The organism is Paracoccus sp. PAR01 (assembly GCF_014851995.1).
Classification (GTDB): Bacteria; Pseudomonadota; Alphaproteobacteria; order Rhodobacterales; family Rhodobacteraceae; genus Paracoccus; species Paracoccus litorisediminis.
The window spans coordinates 70,980-86,316 of record NZ_JACVAW010000007.1; the positions used below are offsets into that span (position 1 = coordinate 70,980).

General features: G+C 64.8%; 19 protein-coding genes. 6 read left to right on the plus strand and 13 right to left on the minus strand.

The genetic code is table 11. The features are described from left to right. Nucleotides 1-9 precede the first annotated feature (9 nt). The 3 genes from IB235_RS12835 to IB235_RS12845 all read left to right on the plus strand — a co-directional run bounded on the left by IB235_RS12835 (nt 10) and on the right by IB235_RS12845 (nt 2,750). The gene (locus tag IB235_RS12835; RefSeq protein WP_155040276.1) at nt 10-882 is read left to right on the plus strand and encodes a dioxygenase; all 873 of its coding nucleotides are present in this window, start codon (nt 10-12) and stop codon (nt 880-882) included. A 62-nt stretch (nt 883-944) separates the two neighbouring features. Beyond that, entirely contained in the window at nt 945-2,117 is a 1,173-nt protein-coding gene (locus IB235_RS12840) for a muconate/chloromuconate family cycloisomerase (protein ID WP_192337070.1), read from the plus strand. A gap of 3 nt (nt 2,118-2,120) precedes the next feature. Continuing rightward, the gene (locus IB235_RS12845) at nt 2,121-2,750 is read left to right on the plus strand and encodes a glutathione S-transferase family protein (protein ID WP_192337071.1); all 630 of its coding nucleotides are present in this window, start codon (nt 2,121-2,123) and stop codon (nt 2,748-2,750) included. On the opposite strand, the gene IB235_RS12850 is transcribed toward IB235_RS12845, so the two are convergent. The 7 genes from IB235_RS12850 to IB235_RS12880 all read right to left on the minus strand — a co-directional run bounded on the left by IB235_RS12850 (nt 2,719) and on the right by IB235_RS12880 (nt 8,977). Next, nucleotides 2,719-3,636, minus strand: a complete 918-nt coding sequence (locus IB235_RS12850) for a LysR substrate-binding domain-containing protein (protein WP_155040279.1) — start codon at nt 3,634-3,636, stop codon at nt 2,719-2,721. The two genes, IB235_RS12845 and IB235_RS12850, sit on opposite strands and share 32 nt — an antisense overlap. Nucleotides 3,637-3,699: 63 nt before the next feature. Continuing rightward, nucleotides 3,700-4,617, minus strand: a complete 918-nt coding sequence (locus IB235_RS12855; RefSeq protein WP_170297671.1) for a LysR family transcriptional regulator — start codon at nt 4,615-4,617, stop codon at nt 3,700-3,702. Between the two features lie 88 nt (nt 4,618-4,705). Further along, nucleotides 4,706-5,512: an ABC transporter permease gene (locus IB235_RS12860; RefSeq protein ID WP_192337072.1), complete on the minus strand. Its 807-nt coding sequence runs from the start codon at nt 5,510-5,512 to the stop codon at nt 4,706-4,708. Continuing rightward, on the minus strand, nt 5,509-6,300 hold the full coding sequence (locus tag IB235_RS12865; RefSeq protein ID WP_155040282.1) for an ABC transporter ATP-binding protein: 792 nt from the start codon (nt 6,298-6,300) through the stop codon (nt 5,509-5,511). The genes IB235_RS12860 and IB235_RS12865 overlap by 4 nt, the downstream gene beginning before the upstream one ends. Nucleotides 6,301-6,304: 4 nt before the next feature. Continuing rightward, the gene (locus IB235_RS12870; RefSeq protein ID WP_155040283.1) at nt 6,305-7,252 is read right to left on the minus strand and encodes an ABC transporter substrate-binding protein; all 948 of its coding nucleotides are present in this window, start codon (nt 7,250-7,252) and stop codon (nt 6,305-6,307) included. Nucleotides 7,253-7,289: 37 nt separating this feature from the next. Next, complete coding sequence (locus IB235_RS12875; RefSeq protein ID WP_192337073.1) at nt 7,290-7,790, minus strand: V4R domain-containing protein; 501 nt, start codon at nt 7,788-7,790, stop codon at nt 7,290-7,292. After that, nucleotides 7,787-8,977 carry an acyl-CoA dehydrogenase family protein gene (locus IB235_RS12880; RefSeq protein WP_225612287.1) on the minus strand — a complete coding sequence of 397 codons (1,191 nt, stop codon included), beginning with the start codon at nt 8,975-8,977 and terminating at the stop codon, nt 7,787-7,789. The genes IB235_RS12875 and IB235_RS12880 overlap by 4 nt, the downstream gene beginning before the upstream one ends. 476 nt (nt 8,978-9,453) lie before the next feature. Between IB235_RS12880 and IB235_RS12885 the strand changes: the two genes are divergently transcribed. The 3 genes from IB235_RS12885 to IB235_RS12895 all read left to right on the plus strand — a co-directional run bounded on the left by IB235_RS12885 (nt 9,454) and on the right by IB235_RS12895 (nt 10,950). Further along, nucleotides 9,454-9,969 (plus strand): MarR family winged helix-turn-helix transcriptional regulator, encoded by a 516-nt coding sequence (locus IB235_RS12885; protein WP_155040286.1) that lies wholly within the window; start codon nt 9,454-9,456, stop codon nt 9,967-9,969. A gap of 24 nt (nt 9,970-9,993) precedes the next feature. Beyond that, on the plus strand, nt 9,994-10,377 hold the full coding sequence (locus tag IB235_RS12890; RefSeq protein WP_192337075.1) for a VOC family protein: 384 nt from the start codon (nt 9,994-9,996) through the stop codon (nt 10,375-10,377). A gap of 87 nt (nt 10,378-10,464) precedes the next feature. Further along, nucleotides 10,465-10,950 (plus strand): MarR family winged helix-turn-helix transcriptional regulator, encoded by a 486-nt coding sequence (locus tag IB235_RS12895; RefSeq protein ID WP_155040288.1) that lies wholly within the window; start codon nt 10,465-10,467, stop codon nt 10,948-10,950. A gap of 6 nt (nt 10,951-10,956) precedes the next feature. Here the strand turns inward: IB235_RS12895 and IB235_RS12900 are convergent, their stop codons facing one another. From IB235_RS12900 to IB235_RS12925, 6 genes are read right to left on the minus strand one after another with little or no spacing between them, the layout of a single operon-like run. After that, nucleotides 10,957-11,451, minus strand: a complete 495-nt coding sequence (locus IB235_RS12900) for a flavin reductase family protein (RefSeq protein WP_155040289.1) — start codon at nt 11,449-11,451, stop codon at nt 10,957-10,959. A 12-nt stretch (nt 11,452-11,463) separates the two neighbouring features. Then, nucleotides 11,464-12,429 carry a PDR/VanB family oxidoreductase gene (locus tag IB235_RS12905; protein ID WP_192337076.1) on the minus strand — a complete coding sequence of 322 codons (966 nt, stop codon included), beginning with the start codon at nt 12,427-12,429 and terminating at the stop codon, nt 11,464-11,466. Between the two features lie 8 nt (nt 12,430-12,437). Then, entirely contained in the window at nt 12,438-13,184 is a 747-nt protein-coding gene (locus tag IB235_RS12910; protein WP_225612288.1) for an SDR family NAD(P)-dependent oxidoreductase, read from the minus strand. 11 nt (nt 13,185-13,195) lie between these two features. After that, entirely contained in the window at nt 13,196-13,693 is a 498-nt protein-coding gene (locus IB235_RS12915) for an aromatic-ring-hydroxylating dioxygenase subunit beta (protein WP_192337078.1), read from the minus strand. Beyond that, entirely contained in the window at nt 13,690-14,955 is a 1,266-nt protein-coding gene (locus tag IB235_RS12920) for an aromatic ring-hydroxylating dioxygenase subunit alpha (RefSeq protein WP_155040293.1), read from the minus strand. Before IB235_RS12920 ends, IB235_RS12915 begins: the two co-directional genes overlap by 4 nt. Nucleotides 14,956-14,969: 14 nt before the next feature. Next, nucleotides 14,970-15,332, minus strand: coding sequence for a hypothetical protein (locus tag IB235_RS12925; RefSeq protein ID WP_155040294.1), 363 nt, complete (start codon nt 15,330-15,332; stop codon nt 14,970-14,972). Between the last annotated feature and the right edge of the window lie 5 nt (nt 15,333-15,337).

The window sequence follows — 15,337 nt, forward strand, 5'->3', positions numbered from 1 at the left end:
GAGAGAAACATGAGCAACGTCACCATCGACAACGTCACCGATGTCGTCATCGCATCGCTGGGCAAGCATGCCCCGATCGACGCCCGCCAGCGCGAAATCATGGAGGCGCTGATCCGCCACCTGCATGGCTTCTGCAAGGATGTCAGCCTGACCCATTCGGAATTTCTGGCCGCCTGCGACTATCTGGGCCGCGCCGGCGCGATGTGTTCGCACAAGCGTCAGGAATTCATCCTGCTGGGCGATATTCTGGGCGTCGAAGTCCTTGTCGACATGCTGTCGAACCCGATTGCCGGGAATGAAACCACCTCGACCGTGCTGGGCCCGTTCTTCCGCGAAAATGCTCCGGTCATGCCCAAGGGCGCCTCGACCGTGCAGAAGCATTTCGAGGGCGAGGAATCGGTCCATGTCGAGGGTTACGTGCGCGACACCGACGGCACGCCCATCGCCGGCGCGATCATCGACGTCTGGGAGGACGCGCCGAACGGGCTGTACGAAAACCACGATCCCGACCAGCCCGATTACAACCTGCGCGGCCGCTTTGAATCGGACGAAAACGGCCATTATGCCTTCAAGGCCATTCGCCCCGTGCCCTATCCGATCCCCGGCGATGAGACCGCAGGCGAGCTGATCCGCTATATGGGCCATCACTGCATGCGCCCCGGCCATATCCATATGATGGTGGCGCGCGAGGGCTTCCGCCCGCTGATCTCGCAGATCTACGATTCCAGCAGCGCGCATCTGGACGACGACTCGGTCTTCGCGGTCAAGGAAGAGCTGATCGGTGAATTCCAGAAGGCCCCGGCAGGTGCGGATACCGATCTGGTCCTGCGCTTCGATTTCATCCTGCCACGCACCGAGGCGCAGGCCATGGCCGCCGAATAAGGCCCAATGCCGCGTCCCATAAGGGGCGCGGCACTCTCACACGATCTGCAAGGACTGCTGCCATGAACAAGCCGGGCATCGCCGGAATTTCGCCTTCGGAACTGGCCGACCATCGGCAGGGCCGCCGGATCGTCGCGGTTGAAACCACCATCGTCGATGTGCCGACGACCCGCCGCCACCGACTGTCGAATACCGAGGTGACGCATCAATCCTATGTCATCGCCCGTGCCTCGCTGTCGGATGGTACGGTGGGATATGGCGAGGCCGCGACGCTGGGCGGTCCCCGCTGGGCCGAAGAAAGCGTCGAGGCGATCAAGGCCAATATCGACACCTATCTGGCCCCAGCCGTTCTGGGTGCGAACGCCTTGGATTTCGAGGCGAACTCGGCTGCGATGAAACGCGCCGCCAGCCGCAATAATGCCGCCCGCGCCGCCGTCGATGCGGCGCTTTACGACGCTGCCGGGAAATCCCTCGGCCTGCCCGCCAGCCAGTTTCTGGGCGGCGCGGTCCGCGACCGGATCGAGGTCTTGTGGGCCTTGGCCTCGGGCGATGCCGATCAGGAAATCGAGGAGGCGCAGGGCAAGCTGGCCGCCCGCGAACATCGCCGCTTCAAGATCAAGCTGGGCTTCCACGCGCCTGCCGATGACATGAAGCGCCTCGCGCGGATCGTCGAGGCGCTTCCGGGCTGCGAGATCGTCTGTGACGTCAATCAGGCCTGGTCCGAGGCCACCGCCATCCGTTACCTGCCGCGTCTGGCTGAATTGGGCATCGTGCTGATCGAACAGCCGCTTCGTCCCGGTCTGGTCGAGGCCACCGCCCGCATCGCCCGGCGCAGTGCCATTCCGATCATGACCGATGAGGCGGCGTTTACCGGTGCCGAGATCGTCGCGCAGGCCACCGCCGCTGCCGGCAGCGTTTATTCGCTGAAGCTGGTGAAAAGCGGCGGGCTGATGGATCTGAAACGCGCGGGCGGCATCGCGCAGGCCTGCGGGATGGAGCTTTACGGCGGCTGCCTGCTGGAAACCGGACTGGGCGCTGCCGCGCATCTGGCGGTATTCGCGACGCTGCCGACACTGGAATGGGGCTGCGAACATTTCGGGCCGAAGATCGTCAAGACCGACATCGTTCGGCCAAGCCTGACCTTCCGCGATTTCCACATCCATTGCCCGACCGGGCCGGGCTTGGGCGTTCAGGTTGACGAAGACGCGCTGGCCGCCATGACGCGAAAGGCCTGATCCATGCCGCTTTTGCACTGGTCGCCGCGCTCGCCCTATGTCCGCAAGGTCATGGTGGCGCTGCATGAAAAGGGGCTGGCCGGATCGGTCCGCACGGTCCGCACCCATGCCGATCCGATGATCCCGCATGAGGGGCTGATGGCGGTGAACCCGCTGTCCAAGATCCCGACGCTGGAACTGGATGACGGCTCGGTCCTGTTCGACAGCCATGTGATCTGCCGCTGGGCCGACCGCACCAGCGTCTCGGGGCCGCATCTGTTTCCCGAAAACCCGATGGCCGAGCGCGACGAGGCGCTTGGCACCGGTTTGCTGGACATTGCCCTGCCATGGCTGGTCGAAACCCGCCTGCGCCCCGAGGCGCAGCGTTCGTCCGAACTGGCCGCCGTCTATCGCACCAAGATGAACCGGGTGGCCGACTGGCTTGAGGGCCACGTCCCCGCGCTTGAGGCCCGGCCCTTCGATATCGGGCATCTCAGCATCGGGGTGGCGCTCAGCTATCTGGACTTCCGCTTCGACGCAGAAAACTGGCGAGCGGGTCGGCCGAAGCTGGCCGAATGGCATGCGGGCTTTGCCGCGCGTCCTTCGGTCGATGCGACCACCTTCAGGGACGATCCGAGGCCGCAGGCGGCGTAAGCGTGCTGCGCGCGAATTTCCGGGTGATCTCAAGGAAATTCACCACCTGCGGCGCACGGTTGTCCAGCCGCGCGTGGATGGTCAGGGCCGTGCCGGGATTGTCCCCTTCGTAGGGGCGATAGACCACGCCGGGTCGCTGCGTCCGCGCCACCGATTCCGGCACCACCGACAGGCCCACGCCGACCGAGACGAGGCTGATTGCGCTTTGGAAATCCTGCGTCAGTTCCAGTTTCGCGGGGGTAAAGCCCTCGCGCTGGCAGATGCCCAGCACCACATCGGCATAGCTGGGGCGGGGGCGGCGTGGATACAGCACGAAAGTCTGGTCAGCCAGATCGGCAAAGGTAATCCGCGACTGCCCCGCCAGCGGTGAGTTGTCCGGCAGTGCAAGGATCAGTTTTTCGCGGCACAGCAGTTCACTGCGGAATTCGTCATCCTGAAGCGCGGGGCGGGCCACGGCCACGTCGATCTCTCGGCTGACAAGGGCGCGGTGCAATTCGGCATTGTTCATTGCCGACAGCGCCAGCTCGACCTCGGGGTAATGCGAGCGGAAGGATTTGATCAGCGTCGGTAGCAGCCCGTGCGAGGCCGAGCCGACAAAGGCGATGCGCAGCCGTCCCGCACCGCCCAGCCCGATGGCGCGGGTGTCGCGACAGGCGGTGTCCAGCCGTTCAAGGATGTGGCGGGCATGGTCGCGAAACACCTCTCCGGCCTGGGTCAGGCGGATCTGGCTGCGGCTGCGGTCAAACAGCAGCACGCCCAGTTCGGTTTCCAACGCGGCGATCTGGCGCGACAGCGGCGGCTGGGCCATGTCCAGACGCGCCGCCGCGCGCCCGAAATGCAGCTCTTCGGCGACGGCAAGGAAATAGGTCAGGCGCTTGAGTTCCAAGGACGGGTCCGCATGTGATTTCCGCCGATTATAGCAAGGGGCGGGACAGGTTAAAGGGCGGGATCAGACCTCGGGGGCGACGCAGTTCTGCGCGATCACATCGGCCAGCCAGCGGATCGCGCGATCCTCAAGAAAGCTCTGATGCAGGCTCAGGCTGATCGGGATGCTGGGCAGATCGAAAGGCAGCGACAGGATGCGGAAACGCCCGTCCAGATTGACCCGTCGCGCCGCGCTGAGCGGATAAAGCGTCGCCAGATCGGTATGGCGCACGATTTCCGGGGCGACGGTGAAATGCACCAGCCGCGACATGACCGTGCGGCGCGCGCCGATCAGTTGCAGCCGCTGGTCGATCAGCCGGTATCCCGGCGCCTGCGTCGAGGCATCGACATAGGTCAGGCCCGAGAAGTCACGAGCGCTTAGGCTTTCCCCGGCAAAAGGATGATCACGGCGGACCAGACAGATGAAGCGGTCGTCGAACAATGGCCGGGCGTGGCATTCCGCACTCAGCTCGGGGGTAAATCCCAGCGCCAGATCGACCTGACCCGCGCGCATCGCGGCCTCGGTCGTATCGCCCGACAAGGGCACGGATTCGACGCGGGCGCGGGGGGCGCGGGTTTCCAGATGGGCCAGAAGCGCGGGCAGGAAATAGAACTCGGACACGTCCGACATCGCGATGCGAAAGACGCGGGCAGTCGTGGCCGGGTCGAACTGGCGCTGCTGCTGCATCGACTGACCGATGGTCTGCATCGCCTGATCGAAGGCCTTGTACAGTTCGGCCGCGGTGGCGGTAGGGGCCATGACATGGCCGACGCGTGTGAACAGCGGGTCCTGAAAATGCTCTCGCAGCCGACGCAGCCCATGGCTGACGGCGGGCTGGGTCAGGCCCAGCCTTTCGCTGGCGGCGGTGACGCTTTGCAGCTCCCAGATCGCCAGAAAGACCTTCATCAGGTTCAGGTCGAATTTGTGCAGTTCCGTGTTCATGGACCGCATTTGAGCGCACTCTTAGCCCTGGCCGCAATGGGCATTGGTCGGGCGCGGACCAAGGCGGGCCCCGGTCCGCGCGCCATGGTTACAGGAATCGCCGCAGCGTCCGGTTCGTCACCATGCGGAAGATGCGGTCAAAGACGAAGCCAAGGCAGCCAAGCGCGATGATGCCGACAAAGACCCAATCCGTGCGGGCAAAGTTCCGCGCCGTCCAGATCAGCGACCCAAGCCCCTGCTGGGCCGAGACGATTTCAGCCGAAACCACCGTTAGGAACGAGTTCCCCATCGCGATCCGCGCGCCCGTCACCATGTAGGGCACGGTCGAGGGCAGGATGATCGTGGTCATTTCCTGCATACGCGTCGCGCCAAGGCTGCGTGCCGCCTGCAGGCGCAGCGGATTGACGGACTCGACCCCGGCGATGGTGTTCAGCGTCACGATGAAGATCGTGGTGTAGAAGATCAGCGCGATCTTGGTGATCTCTCCCGGCCCCAGCCAGATCACCGCCAGTGTGACGAAGGCAATGGGCGGGATGAAGCGGAAGAACTCGATATAGGGATCGGCCAGCAGGCGCACGATGGCAAAGCGGCCCATGAACAGGCCCAGCGGCACGCCAAGGATGACGCCTGCCGCCCATCCGGCAAAGATCCTCCATGCCGAAGCGCCAATGGACCCGGGCAGCGACCCATCCAGCGCCATTTCCACCGCCGCCCCCCAGACCATCGCGGGCGAGGGCAGGAACAGCGGCGAGGTGAAGGTCGAGGCGATATGCCAGATCAGCACCCCGCCAAGGATGGCGATGACGGGAATGGCGTATTTCGCCAGCTTGCGCAGCGATTGCGACGGGCTGGGCGTGGCTGCGATCTTGCCACCTTCGTTGGACATGTCGGTCATTCCGCGGCCTCCGTGGACAGGCCTTGCTGGGCCAGAGCGCGCCGGACCTCGGCGCCGATATCGTCGCGAAGACGGCGAAACAGGGTCAGCGCCTGCGCATCGCCCTGATCGCGGGGATGGGGCAGGGTGATTTCCTCGACCGTCTTGATCCCGGCTGCCGGACCGGCCGTCATCACCACCACGCGGTCGGCCAGCAGAACGGCCTCCCAGATGTCATGGGTGACAAAGACGATGGTGCAGCCGGTGGCGCGCCAGATGCGGGCCAGTTCCGCCTGCAGCACTTCGCGCGTCTGGGCGTCGAGCGCGCCGAAGGGTTCGTCCATCAGCACGACCGAGGGTTCGTTGATCAGCACCCGCGCGATCTGCGCCCGCTGCCGCATGCCGCCCGAAAGCTGCGCCGGAAAACGGTCGAGCGCGTGGGACAGGCCGACCATCGCCAGATAGCGGTCGGCTTTCTCGCGCCGTTCCTTGGCGGGCGTGCCGCGCAGCTTCAGCCCATATTCGACGTTCTGGCGGATGGTCAGCCAGGGAAACAGCACCTCGGATGACTGAAAGACCACGCCCCGGTCAAGGCCGGGACCGGTGACGGGCACGCCGTCCACGGTGATCCGCCCGGATACCGGGGTGAAGCCCGCAATGGCATTGAGCAGCGTGGACTTGCCGCAGCCCGAGGGGCCCAGCAGGCAGATGAACTCGCCCGGCTGGATGGTCAGGTTCACGTTCGAGACGATCTGCGCCGTACCGAAGGCAATGCCGACATGTTCAAGATTGATGGATGCGCCGGTCATCGCATTACCCCTTGAAGAAGCCGACCTGCATGTCGTCGCGATAGGCCACGACACCATCGGTCACCTTCTTGTCGGCAAGGAAGGCCGCGATCTGGTCATAGCTGGTCATATCGTCGGGGGTGAAGTCGCGCACGATGGCGGTGAAATCGCCCAAAGCCTTCAGGCTGGTGGCGGTCGGGATGCCGGTGACGGCCTTGACGGCCTCGGCGGCGCGTTCGGGGTCGCTGCGCACCACCTCGGCCCCCTTGGCCAGCGCCCGCAGCACGGCTTCGCAATCCGCGCGGCGGCTGTCCAGCGCAGCGGCGGATGCGGTCAGCCATTGCGTGTCGACATAGCCCACTTCGGCGCTGGTCATCAGGGTCTTGCCGCCTTGCAGGACGCCCATGGCGGGCCAGGGTTCCCATGCAAAGAAGGCGTCGATATCGCCGCGGGCCAGCAGCGCGGGCAGTTCCGGCGGGCCCGAGGGGACGAATTCGATCGCCGCCTCGTCCAGCCCCAGCTTGGTCATCGCCAGCCGCGTCGAATATTCGCTGATCGAGCCCAGCACGACGCCGAACTTCTTGATCTGCTTGGGGTCTTCGATGCCGTCACGAACGGCCAGCTTGATGTATTTCCCCGATTGATAGACCACGGCCAGCGGGCGCAGTTCGGCCCGGGTCAGGCGGATCATCGAGGTCGGTTCGGACGCACAGGACACATCGACCTGCCCGGCGACCAGCGCGTTCATCGCCTCGCCGCCGTCCGTATAGGTCTGCAGGTTCACGGCGACATTCTCGGCCTCGAACAGCTTTTCATGTGCGGCGACGAAGAAGGCCGCGAATACCGGGTCCGAGCCCACGCCGATGCGGATCGGGGCGGATTGTGCGAAAGCGGCGCGTCCGGCGAAAGCCAGACTGGCCAGACCTGCCGTCGCGGCCAGCATCTGGCGGCGGTTGATGGTGGGAATGTTCATGCGCGTCTCCTTGTTGGTCATTGTTGGTTTTCTGGGGTCAGCTGAGGGTGAAGCGGCATTCCGCCCCGCCACATTGCGCGGCGCAGCTGGTTTCGGCCACGATGACCCCGCCGGGGATCACATGGGTCGCAAGCGCGGTCAGGATGCCAAGGATCGGGGCGCAGGCCGGCCCGTCCGAGGGCGCGGCCAGTCCGGCGGCGAAGGGGCTGTTGGTCACGGTGACGTCGAAGCCGCCGCCGTCGCGCGGGGTCATGGCCCAGACGCCCCAGCCCAGTTCGGCCGAGGTGGCGATGACGGTCTGGACCAAGGCGGCCATGTCGCCCGGTGCGCTGGCCTTGTAGGCGGCCAGCGAGCGGCCGCCGAATTCCGCGACCGAGGCCGCCAGCGCCGTCAGCGCCTGATGGCGGGCGGGGACGGGCAGTCGGTCGAACATCCCCATCAGCGCGTCCGGGCGCATGGTCAGGTAGCGGATTGCCCCATCGCGCAGTTCACCGCGCGGGGCATCGATCACCAGCCGCTCGCGAAAGCCCGCGCTCATGGATAGCCCGCCGGGGCGGGCAGACCCGCCAGCACCGCGCCCGCCTGTTCCAGCGTCGCCTCGGACAGGGCCGCGTGCTGGGTCACCACCATCGCGTCACGCAGGATATGTTGCAGCCGGTGGCTGCGCTGCGCCGCGGCCATGCCCGCGATGCGGTAGCAATCCTGCACCACCTTGGCCGAGGCATGGGCGGCATGGGTCGCGGACAGCCGCAGTTGGTTCGTCAGATCCAGCGGGACCGGATCACCCGCCAGCAGGAAATCCCATGCCCGTTCGGCGCTGTCATAGAAGAACAGCCGGGCGCTGCGGAACTGGGCCTCGGCCTGTGCCAGATGGGTGCGGAAATAGGCGCGATCGGCCAGCCGCGCCGCATTGGGCATGATCTTGGCCCCGCCTGACATTTGCGTCGTCAGGTCCAGTGCCGCCCGTGCCAGCCCGATATTCACCGCCGCATGAACCTGCGCCTGATAGGCAAGGGCGGGATAGTGATAGAGCGGCTCGTCTATGGTCGAGGCCGCGCCGCGCCCGCAGATCCAGTCATCGGCAAAGAACTTGTCCACGACCTTGACGTCATGGCTGCCGGTGCCCTGCATGCCCATGACGTTCCAGCTTTCGACGATTTCGACCTGATCCGCCGGGCAGACCGCCATCTGGGCGACGGTTGCTGCGCCATCCGTGCCGGGAATGGACATGCCGACGCCGATCCAGTCCGCGCCCATGCAGCCGCTGGCAAACCGCCAATGGCCGCTGACCGTCCAGCCGCCATTGGCGCGGGTGGCGGGGTGCAGCGGATAAAGCCCGCCCGCATAGACCTGATCCGGCCCTTTGGCATAGATCACCGCCTGCGTTTCGGCCGGCAGCGCCGCGATATAGGTATTGGCCGAGCCAAAGGCCGCGACCCATCCGGCCGAGCCGTCGACCTGCGCGATCCGCTCGACCATGGGCAGGAACAGATGCGGGGCCAGCGCGTCACCGCCGAAACGGGCAGGCGTCGAGGCGCGAAAGATCCCCGCCCGCTTCATCTGGGCGATCACGTCGCGGGGCACATGCCGCAGGCGGTCGAATTCGTCCCGGCGTGCCTGCACCATATCCAGAAGCGCGCGAAACTCGGCCTCGGTGCTGTCTTCGCGGGTGGCGGCAGGGGTAATCGGTCCCGCCGCGGTCGTTACGTTGTCAGAAAGATACATGGGCTGCATCCAAGGGCTAAGTTGAAGTTGGCAGGGCGCGCCTTGCTGCCATCGAAAAAGCCAAGTGGCGGATGGGTCCAATTAATAATTCGTAATCCCGTCATGAATGTGATGCATGGGGATGGTACGCGAGAGTTATCTACAGCCTAAGAAACCCCCTCCATTGCCTTGTATTTTAACGTGAAAAGTGATGTTTCCGCAGCGCGGGCTGCGCCAGACCCACTGCCTCAGGATCAGGCAAGGTATGACGCGATACCGTTCGTGATGAGCGATTTCGCTGCCCATTCGCTATGCGTTGCATAGGATCGGGGCAGGCCGGTGACCCTGTTCCGCGGCCGGTTTATTTGCCCGCGCCCTGCGCGAATGCGCTTTGCTTTACGTTCCACTTCATTTAATTCTTCGTTAACCGCCTGAATTTCATGGCGCGCGGTCTGGTCTCATGACCGATCCAACCTGCTGGCCGGAGCAAACGCATCATGCGCGCAAGCGATCCCTTGCCCCTTCCCGACTCGGGCGCCGAGCGGCTTCTGGGCGTGGGGAGGATGCGGCCGCAATGGCCGTTCTACTGGATATCGCGCGTGAACCAGCGCTATGCCGATACCTTGCAGGCAAGGCTGCGGACGCTGGATCTGGACGTGTCGCGCTGGCGGGTGCTGATGTCGCTGCATGAGGACGAGCAACTCAGCGTATCCGAGATCGCGGATTTCGCAGTGCTGAAGCTGAGCACGACGACCAAGATCGTGCAGCGGCTGGCGCAGGACGGTCTGGTCACGACAAGTCCGCGCACCAATGACGCCCGCGTCACCGATGTGCGGCTGACCGAAGCGGGCGACCTGCTGCGACTGCGCGCCCGCGAGCATGCCGAAGCCGTCCTGGCCAGCGCCTTTGGCACCAATGACGCCGATGACCTAGCTGGTTTGAACGAGCTGTTGGAAAAGGTCTTCGACCGGCTCGGCGATGCCGATCCCGCTTCGCGGCGCGGCCGGAAATGATCCCTTAGGAAACGGAAAACCCTGATGTCTGCAACCCATGCCTATGTCGAACACACCGCCTTTCGCGTGCGCGCCATCGCGCCGCTGGTCACCTATTTCCGCGATGTGCTGGGCATGACCGTGACGCAGGTGGACGGCGATCCGGCCGCGCCGCGTCAGGTCTGGCTGCTGGGTGGCGTGCAGATGATCGAGGACCCGCATTTCGACGGCAATGAAGGCCGCTTCGGCCATCTGGGCATCGTCTGCGAGGATGTCCCCGCCGCGATCGAGGCCACGCTGGTGCATGGCGGACGCTCGACCGAAAAGGGGCCGCATTGGATGGTGCTGCCCGACGGGTTGTTTCTGGAATTCATGCCGCAGAAGAATGAGGCCGTGCAGAAAATCCGGGCTCTTGATCCGCGTGGCTAAGGGCCGCTTGCCCCATCAATTCGTCACGTCTAGCTTGGGCGCCAGCGCCGCGCCCAAGCTGTGCCTTACCGCCTATCAGGGTGTCCGATGACAGACCAAGCCCCCCTTCACCGCGCCGAGCCCGAAATGATCAGCGGGCAGGTCCGGCACATGAAGAAGAACTGGCCCTTCTACTGGATCTCGCGCGTGAACGCCCGCTATGTGCAGGTGCTTGAGCGGCGATTGAAGCCGATCGGTCTGGACATGCCGCGCTGGCGGGTGCTGATCTCGCTGTATGAGGAAGAATATCTCAGCGTCTCGCAGATCGCCGAACACAGCGTGATGCGGCTGAACACGGCGACCAAGGTGGTGCAGCGGCTGACGGCGGACGGCATGGTCACCACCCGTGTCAGCCCCAGCGATGGCCGCGTGACCGAGGTTACACTGACCCCCGAAGGCGACCGTATGCGCGGCCTGGCCCTGCAACAGGCAGAGCGCATCCTGGCCGCGTCCTTCATCAATATCACGCCCGAGGAACTGGCCGCGCTGAACGGCCTGCTGCAAAAGGTGATGACCCGTCTGGACGAGATCTAGGCCGGGCTATTCAGCCGCATGCAGGTGGTGGAAGCCGCGCCCGAACCAGATCAGGCTTTCGGGCCGGTCTGGCGACAGCGACACCGCCTGAACCGCGCAGGTCAGGACGGAATGCGAGCCGACCTCGCGCACATCCGCGATGCGGCAGTCAAAGGCCACCTCGGCATCGCCAAGGACCGGTGCGCCGGTCGACAGCACCTTCCAGTCGTGACCGGCAAAACGGTCCTCGGCCCCGCGCCCGGCAAAGGCCCCGGACAGGTCGCGATGCCGCCCGCCCAGCACGTTGACCGCGACCACGCCGTTTTCGACGAACAGGTCGTGGCTGCGGTTTTGCCGGTTTACACAGACGATCAGCGTTGGCGGGTTGTCGGTCACCGACACCACCGCCGAGGCGGTCATCCCGTGCCGACCCGCCGGACCGTCCGAGGTCAGCACGGTGATCGCGGCCCCCAGACGGCTCATCCCCTCGCGGAAGGCGGTGGATTCAGACGATTGGCTCATGTCCCTGTCCTCCTAGATGTCCAGCACCAGTCGCGCCCCGCAGGCGCGAGAGCAGCAGGCGCAGATCTGGTCGCCATCCTCGCGCTCCTCATCGGTGAGGAAGCGGTCGCGGTGGTCGATTTCGCCGTCCAGCACGTCGGTGACGCAGGTGCCGCAGACGCCTTCCTCGCATTTGACGGTGACCTTGATCCCGGCGCGGGCGAGGGCCTTGGCGATGGTGTCCTGCGGACCGACGGTGACCGTGATGCCCGAACGCTCGGCCACGACTTCGAAACTGTCGCCGGTGGCGTCGACCTCGGCCGAGAAATATTCGCGGTGGATGCGGTCATTCGGATAGCCCGCCGCTTCGGCCGAGGCGATCACCCAATCCATGAAGCCCTGCGGCCCACAGACATAGACATGCGCGCCTGACGCTGCCGGGGGCAGGGCGGCCGCGATGTCCAGCTTGGTCGCGGGTTGGTCGTCATGATGGTGGATGACCCGAGCGGTGAAGCCACTGGCGGCGATCTCATCGCCAAAGGCGGTGACGCTGGCCGAGCGGGTACAGTAATGCAGGTGGAAGTCGCGGCCCAAGGCCTGCAGCCTGCGCGCCATGGCGATCATCGGGGTGACGCCGATGCCGCCGCCGAACAGGATGCTTTGCGGCGCGTCCTCGGCCAGCGGGAACAGGTTGCGCGGCCCTTCGATGTCGAAACGCGCGCCCTCGATGGCGATGCGGTGCAGCGTTTCCGAGCCGCCCCGGCTTTCGGGATCGCGCAGGACGCCGATTTCATAAAAGCCGGTCTCGGACGGGTCCGAGCAGATCGAATATTGCCGCCACAGATCGGTCGCGCCGTCCTGAACGCGGATGTCCAGATGCGCGCCGGCGGTAAAGGCAGGCAGGGAAGCGCCGTCCGCCGCCCGCAGACGCAGCCGGGCGATATTACCCGGCTCGTCGATGCGACGATCAAGGATCAGGCTCATGGTCGTTTGGGTCATATCAAGGCTCATCGCATGTAGATCCCACCATTGACGTCCCAACAGGCGCCGTTGACGAAATAGGCCGCAGGTCCGCAAAGCATGGCCACCAAATCGGCGACAAAGACCGGCTCACCCAGTTTGCCGACCGGGATCGCGGCCGCCGCTTTCTCCAGATTGTCGCCCAGAACCGCGCGCACCATCGGCGTGTCCATCGGGCCGGGGGCAATCGCATTGCAGGTGACGCCATGGGCGGCAAGATCGCGGGCGAAGATCTTGGTCAGGGTCAGGATCGCGCCCTTCGAGGCCGCGTAGTGCGCCCCCGTCGCCGTGCCGCCATTCTGCCCCGCCAGCGAGGCCATGTTGACGATCCGGCCGTAGCCCTGTTCCTTGAAATGGCGGCCAAAGATCTGGCAGCCGGCAAAGGTGCCGCCGGCATTCACCGCCATGATGCGGTTGAACTCAAGCGGATCGATCTCCAGCACCGGCTGCACGGCGGTGGCGGCGGCGTTGTTCACCAGCACCTCGCACGAGCCCCAGCGTTCGGTGATCTTGTCCAGAACCGCCTGAAAGTCTTCGGGTTTGGACACGTCCAGCGTCGCGGTCACCGCCGTTTCACCGGCAAGATCCAGTTCCGAGGCCAGCGCCTGCGCCGCGCCTTGGTCGATATCGGCGATGACGACCCGGAACCCCGCTTTGTGCAGCGCGCGGGTGGCGATGGCGCCAAAGCCATTCGCCCCGCCCGTCACCACGGCGGTCTGGATCGCTTCGGGCAAGGGCGCCGCCATCAGAACAGATAGCTGAACGAATTCAGCATCCCGTCAGAGTTCAGCAGGCGGACGATCTTGTCCTGAATGCGGAAGCCGCCATCCACGCGGACCAGCCGGTGTGTGACATTGGCGGCCCAGACGCGCTGGCGACCGAACTTGTCCTCAATCACATGCTCGGCGCTGCGGACGGTCAGCTGGTCGCCCTGCGCGTCCTCGATCACGATGCGCGACACCGTGCGGATGGTTTCCGCAGGCGGGGCCGAGGAAATCGAGAAGCCCGCCTGAAACCGCGCGATCCGGTCGCGGCGCATCTTGTCATTGTCGTAGCAAAGGTTCAGCGCATCGGCCAATTCCGCGTCCGGCGTGTCGCCGATCGGCAGGACGTAATGGCCCTTGCCCGACCACAGCGCCAGCCATGCGTCGTAATCCTTGCGGTCCAGCAGATCGGCCTCGTGCCACAGAAAGCCCGTGACATCGGTAAGAAGCGTGCTGGAGATCCTGCTCATGTCGTTCATTTCGACATCATCCTTTTCCACATGTCATAGGCGGCGCGCATGCCGGTTTCGGCCGAGATATGGCCCAGGGGACCGTCCGGGCCGGGGCGTTCATCGACCAACCCGCGATTGACGAGGATCTTCAGATCATGCCCGCCCTTGGTGCCGCGCTGGACGCGTTCCCAGACCTCGGCATCGTCGGGCGAACCAAAGCCCATCGGACCTTGGAAGTGTTCGTGCAGACGCAAGCGGGCGCGGTTCGCTGCCGCCGGGCCGCCCTCCATGCCGATGGCGATGTGGCGGATTTCGGTTTCCTCGACATTCACCGGGCGCAGCACGCGGAAGAAGGCCAGCGAGAAGGAGACGTTCGGGAACAGGTTCAGGTTGAAGCCCGCCCCGCCCACGGCGCGGACGATCTTTTTCACCTGATCTTCGGGATAGCCCTCGTCGCGCAGTTCCTGCGCCAGTTCGGTGAAGCGTTCCGGGATCGGCGCGTCAAGATTGTCGTCCAGATCGACCAGTTCGGGGATCATCACCATGACCGAATGGCCATTGCCCAGATCCTCGACATAGCCCTTGCCGGTTTCGAGGAACTCGAACATCTCTTCGGTCTCGCCGTCCAGCGACTGCATGAAGGACTTGTGGACGACCGGGAAGTGATAGGCGTCGGTGGTGTTTTCCAGCTGCACCTTCCAGTTCATCGGCACCTTGAACTGATGCTCGCCCAGAACCTTGACCGGGAAGCCGCCGCCCTGCTTCATGAACAGGTCAATCCATTTGGTGACCGGCCCGAGGAAATCGACCAGTGGCTCAATCTGCTCGTTGAAGGTGGCGAAGATCATGCCGTTATAGGTTTCGGTATGCAGGCGCTGCAGACCGTGCTGGGCCTTGTCGAAATCGTCGCCGTATTGTTCCGGATAGGGCAGCGCGCGCAGGCTGCCGTCGAGCCCGTAACCCCAGCCATGATAGGGGCACTGGAAGGAACTGGTCTTGCCCTTCTTGACCTCGCAGACCGTCGCCGCGCGGTGGCGGCAGCGGTTGACCATCACATGCACCTTGCCCTTGCGGTCGCGCACGACGATCACCGGCTCCTTGCCGACCGAGGACAGCTTGAAGCTGCCCTTGTCAGGGACTTCGGTGTCATGGGCGACCCAGACCCAGGTGTTCTTGAAGATGCGCTCCATCTCGACATCGAACAGCGCGGGGTCTTCATACATCGAGGTGGCGACCTGCGCGTTGTCGTAAAGCGCGTCCAGATCGTAAACGGGGGTATCCAGCGTCATGGCTGCCTCGCGGATCAGAGTTGGGGGATTTCAAGCGCGCGGCCCATCCGGGCCTCGACGCGCATGTATTTCCACAGGCGGTGGTTCTGGTCGTCGGTCTGGATCGTGCGCAGCAGGTTGCAGGCGGCGATCACGGCCTCACGGTCGGGGAAATCGGCCATGATGTACCAGGTCGGAGGGAAGGACGGCGAGGTGCCGACCTGCGTCTGGTCGTCATCCAGCGTGCCAAGGACGGTGGTGCCGGGGATTTTGGCGACTTCGGCCATCAGCGTTTGCGTGGCCTTCCAGACCGGGCCGATCTTGTCGAAGGGCAGGTCGAAAAAGGCGGGCTGCATGGCAAAGCACAGCAGCGTGCGGATCGGGGCTTTCTCGGTCATCTTGT